This is a genomic window from uncultured Gemmiger sp., assembly GCA_944388105.1.
Taxonomy (GTDB): Bacteria; Bacillota; Clostridia; order Oscillospirales; family Ruminococcaceae; genus Gemmiger.
The window spans coordinates 1-4077 of record CALXHN010000134.1 but is presented as its reverse complement, the minus strand read 5'-3'; the positions used below and the strand labels follow the sequence as shown (position 1 = coordinate 4077).

5 protein-coding genes and 1 pseudogene are annotated in these 4077 nt (G+C 61.1%); 2 read left to right on the top strand and 4 right to left on the bottom strand.

Annotated features, from left to right (window positions below; genetic code table 11):
• From Q0K17_RS10565 to rfbC, 4 genes are all read right to left on the bottom strand, one after another.
• On the bottom strand, positions 1-713 hold a 713-nt coding region (locus tag Q0K17_RS10565), incomplete at its 3' end, for a glycosyltransferase (protein ID WP_294542873.1).
• A gap of 21 nt (positions 714-734) precedes the next feature.
• Positions 735-1505, bottom strand: a complete 771-nt coding sequence (locus tag Q0K17_RS10560) for an ABC transporter ATP-binding protein (RefSeq protein ID WP_294542872.1) — start codon at positions 1503-1505, stop codon at positions 735-737.
• 14 nt (positions 1506-1519) lie between these two features.
• Positions 1520-2320: an ABC transporter permease gene (locus Q0K17_RS10555; protein WP_294542870.1), complete on the bottom strand. Its 801-nt coding sequence runs from the start codon at positions 2318-2320 to the stop codon at positions 1520-1522.
• A 21-nt stretch (positions 2321-2341) separates the two neighbouring features.
• The gene (gene rfbC / locus Q0K17_RS10550; RefSeq protein WP_294542869.1) at positions 2342-2908 is read right to left on the bottom strand and encodes a dTDP-4-dehydrorhamnose 3,5-epimerase; all 567 of its coding nucleotides are present in this window, start codon (positions 2906-2908) and stop codon (positions 2342-2344) included.
• Between the two features lie 205 nt (positions 2909-3113).
• Between rfbC and Q0K17_RS10545 the strand changes: the two genes are divergently transcribed.
• Both Q0K17_RS10545 and Q0K17_RS10540 read left to right on the top strand, forming a co-directional pair.
• Positions 3114-3665 (top strand): 5-formyltetrahydrofolate cyclo-ligase, encoded by a 552-nt coding sequence (locus Q0K17_RS10545; RefSeq protein ID WP_294542868.1) that lies wholly within the window; start codon positions 3114-3116, stop codon positions 3663-3665.
• Between the two features lie 41 nt (positions 3666-3706).
• A pseudogene (locus tag Q0K17_RS10540) lies at positions 3707-4077 on the top strand (hypothetical protein); the annotation flags it as partial.

Genomic DNA, 4077 nt, shown 5'->3' with positions numbered 1-4077 from the left:
AAGTTGCACCCCCGCAGGTAGTCGGGGGCAAAGTCCGGCTTGAAGTGGTAGCCGCCCAGCTGTTTCAGGTCGGCAGAGAGGACGATCTCGTCACTGTACACAAGGTCCGCCCCGGTGGTTTGGATGGTTTGCACACATTCAAAGAGGGCGTTGGGGTACAGCAGGTCGTCGTGGTCCAGCAGGGCCAGATAGTCCCCGGAGGCCAGGGCAAAGCCGGCGGTGGTGTTGGCGGCAATGCCCCCGTTTTCCACCTTGCGGTAGACCACCCGGCTGTCCTTTTCGGCCAGCTTTTGGGCCAGACGGCCGGGAACGGGGTGGGCATCATCCGAAGCATCCACCAGCACCAGCTGCCAGTTGGAATAGGTCTGGCGCTGCACGCTTTTGACCATCTGGCGGAAGAAAGTTTCCGGGGTGTTGTACACCGGCACCACCACGCTGACCAGTGGTCCCTGCAGGCGGGCGGCCCGCTGGGCTTTCAGTTCCCGGCGCAGGGGGATATCCGCCCGGTGGCGCCAGGAATCGTGATGGAAGGCCAGCCCCACCCGGAAGGTCACGTCCCGCCAGAGCTGCTCCGCCCCCTGCTCCCGGAAGGTGGCGGCGCTGCGCCGAGCCAGGTCCCGCAGGTGGGCGGGATTCAGCAGGCGTCTGGCCATGCCCCCCACACTGTCCTGGGCGGCCACATCGGCGGGGCGGTTTTCAGTTTCTTTGGCCATAGGGACCCTCCCGGGCAGGCATCAGGCGTGGTCCGCCTTCATGCTGTCCTTCTTCTCAAAATGTTTGTACTCGGCGGTGACTTCGGCGGTGGGGCCGTTGCGGCGCAGATGGCCGTGGTCCAGCCAGGCCACCTTGTTGCACATCCGCTCGATCTGCTCGATGGAATGGCTGACCAGAATGACGGTGGTGCCGCCGCTCATGAGTTCGGCCATCCGCTTTTCGCATTTCTGCTGGAACAGGAAGTCACCCACCGACAAAATCTCATCGGCGATGAGGATGTCCGGCTTGGTCATGGTGGCCACCGCAAAGGCAAGGCGGGCCACCATACCGGAGGAATAGTTCTTCAAGGGCACGTCCAGGAATTCCCGCAGTTCGCTGAATTCCACAATGTCCTCAAACTTGCTGTCGATGTACTTGGGGGTGTAGCCCAGGACGGTGCCGTTGAGGTAGATGTTCTCCCGGGCGGTAAGGTCCATATCGAAGCCGGCGCCCAGCTCGATGAGGGGGGCGATGGTGCCCCGCACCGTGACCTTGCCGGCACTGGGCTTGTACACCCCGGAGATGATCTTGAGCAGGGTGGATTTGCCGCTGCCGTTCAGGCCAATGAGGCCGTAAAAGTCCCCGGGCATGATGTCCAGGCTCACGTCGGACAAGGCAAAGAATTCGTCAAACCGGACGCCGCCGTGCATCAGGGCCACGAAGTATTCCTTCAGGCTTTCGTGCTTTTCCTTGGCCAGGTTGAAACGCATGGAAACATGGTCCACCGAAATGATGGGCTGTTGCTGGTTCATCTTCCCGGCCCCCTTTACATGTACAGGACAAACTTGTCCTGGTTTTTCTTGAACACAATGACCCCCACGGTCATGCTGACCGCGGCACACAGAAAGCAGACCACCACCATGCTCAGGGTCAGGCCCTCGCCCCACAGCACACAGCTGCGGAAGGCGGTGATGAACCAGTACATGGGGTTGATGTGGATGAGCTTCTGCATGATGCCGGACAGGGTCTCGGGGTCATAGAAGATGGCGCTGGCGTACACCAGCAGGGTGCAGAACACTTCCCAGATGTGCATGATGTCCCGCACAAAGACATACAAAGCCGACAGCAGCAGCCCGATGCCCAGGCTGAAGAAAAAGAGCATGATCAGCGGGTAGAGAGCCATCCAGGCGGTGGCGAAGGTCACCGGCGTCCAGGTGATGACAAAGACGATGACCAGGGCGATGAAGCTGAAGGCGCAGTTCACCATGGCGAAACAGACCTTCTCCATGGGGAAGATGTATTTGGGGATATAGACCTTGCGCAGCAGGGGGGCGTTTTTCAGCACGCTTTCCATGGCCATGCTGGTGGATTCCCGGAAAAAGTTGAACAGCAGCTGGCCGATGATCAGGAAACCTGCGAAGTTGGGGATGCCCTCCCCCCGCAGGCCGCGCATGATGGAATCAAAGACCAGGAACATGACCAGACAGGTCAGCAGCGGGTTGAGGATGCTCCAGGCAACGCCCAGCACGCTGCGGCGGTATTTCAGCTTGAAATCCCGGGTGATCAGGTTCTGCAGAAGATAGCGGTACTTCCAGAAGCCTGCCAGTGAATTTTTGATGCTTTGCACGTTGGCGCCCTACCTTATATCTCAGTATTTCTCAAAGTACTCGAACTTCTGCTGGGCAAAGGGGGTGTGCTCCTTGTCCTTGGCGCTGGTCTTGTGCTCACAGCCGCAGTCCGGCCACTGCACGTTGACGGTGGGGTCATCGTAGGGGATGCCGCCCTCGCTGGTGGGGTCGTAGACGTCGGTGCACTTGTAGCAGAATTCCGCCACGTCGGACAGCACCAGGAAGCCGTGGGCAAAGCCTTCGGGGATGTAGAACATCTTCTTGTTCTCAGCGGACAGGGTCACGCCCACCCACTTGCCGAAGGTGGCGGAGTTGGGGCGGCAGTCCACGGCCACGTCGTACACTTCGCCCATGGTCACCCGGACCAGCTTGCCCTGGGTGTGGTTCTTCTGGAAGTGCAGGCCCCGCAGCACACCCTTGGTGGAGCGGCTCTGGTTGTCCTGGACGAAAGGCTTGTCGATGCCGGCGGCGACGAAATCGTCGATCTGGTAGGTCTCCATGAAGTAGCCCCGGTCATCCCCGAAGACGGTGGGTTCGATGACGACAACGCCGGGGATCTCGGTCTGGATAAAATTGAATTTGCCCATGGTATATATGACTCCTTCCGATACCGATTCTCCATAAATCGGCACACTGATTCGATTTTACGTTCCTATTGTACTCTTTTTTGCCCCCACACGCAAGACAAAGCGGGCAAGGTGTAACATTTTCACAGGAATTCCGTCTTGATGGATACGGGCGGGCATGGTATGATGATGGGCGTACCCAACCCGAAAACAGGAGGCAGCATTCATGACCAAAACCGAAGCCCGGGCTGCCGCCCGACGCATCTGGCGGGCACAGACCAAAGAAGAACTGCGCCGCATGGGGCAGCGGATGTGTACCCGGCTGTTTGTGCGGGCGGAATGGCAGCAGGCCGGGACCATCCTGAGTTTTGTGCCCCTGCCCACCGAGCCGGACATCTCCCCTGCCCTGGACCGGGCTCTGGCCGAAGGCAAGGTGCTGGCCGTGCCCCGGGTGCTGGGCGAAGGCCGGATGGAGTGGGTGGCACTGGACAGCCTGGACGACCTGCGGCCGGCGGCCTACGGCATCCGGGAACCGGTTTCCGGCCCGGTGCTGGACCCGGCTGCCCTGCCTCCGGACACGCTGGCCCTGGTCCCCTGTCTGGCAGCGGACCGGCAGGGGGTGCGCCTGGGACGGGGCGGCGGGTATTATGACCGTTTTTTGGCACAGTATAAAGGCAGGCGGCTGCTGGTCTGTCCCGCCGCCCTGCTGGCCGAGGAGCTGCCCCGGGACCCCTGGGACGCGGTCTTTGCCCCGGAAGAACTGCTCACCGACCGGTAACCCTGCCCGAATTATTTTTCAAACAGGAAAGGAACAAACACATGAAACGCAATCTGATGACCAAGACCTCTCTGCTGGCGCTGGCCATGGCTGCCGCCCTCTCTCTGGCCGCCTGCGGCGCTTCCTCCCAGTCCACCACGGCCACCCCGGATCCCACGGCTACCCCGGAGACCTCCACCGCCGAGGACGGTGTTTCCGACGATATGGGCGTGGCCGAAGTGGCGGAACCGGACAGCGAGCTGTCCGCCATGGTGGACAGCATCTACGAAGCCTATCCGGTGGAACTGATGATGATGCAGACCACCGCCATTGACCTGGACGACGAAGCCTGGCTGACCTACAACACCGGCCTGAGCGCCGAGGAGGCCGCCCTGGTGGACGCCGGGGTGAAGAGCGAGTCCATGACCGGCAG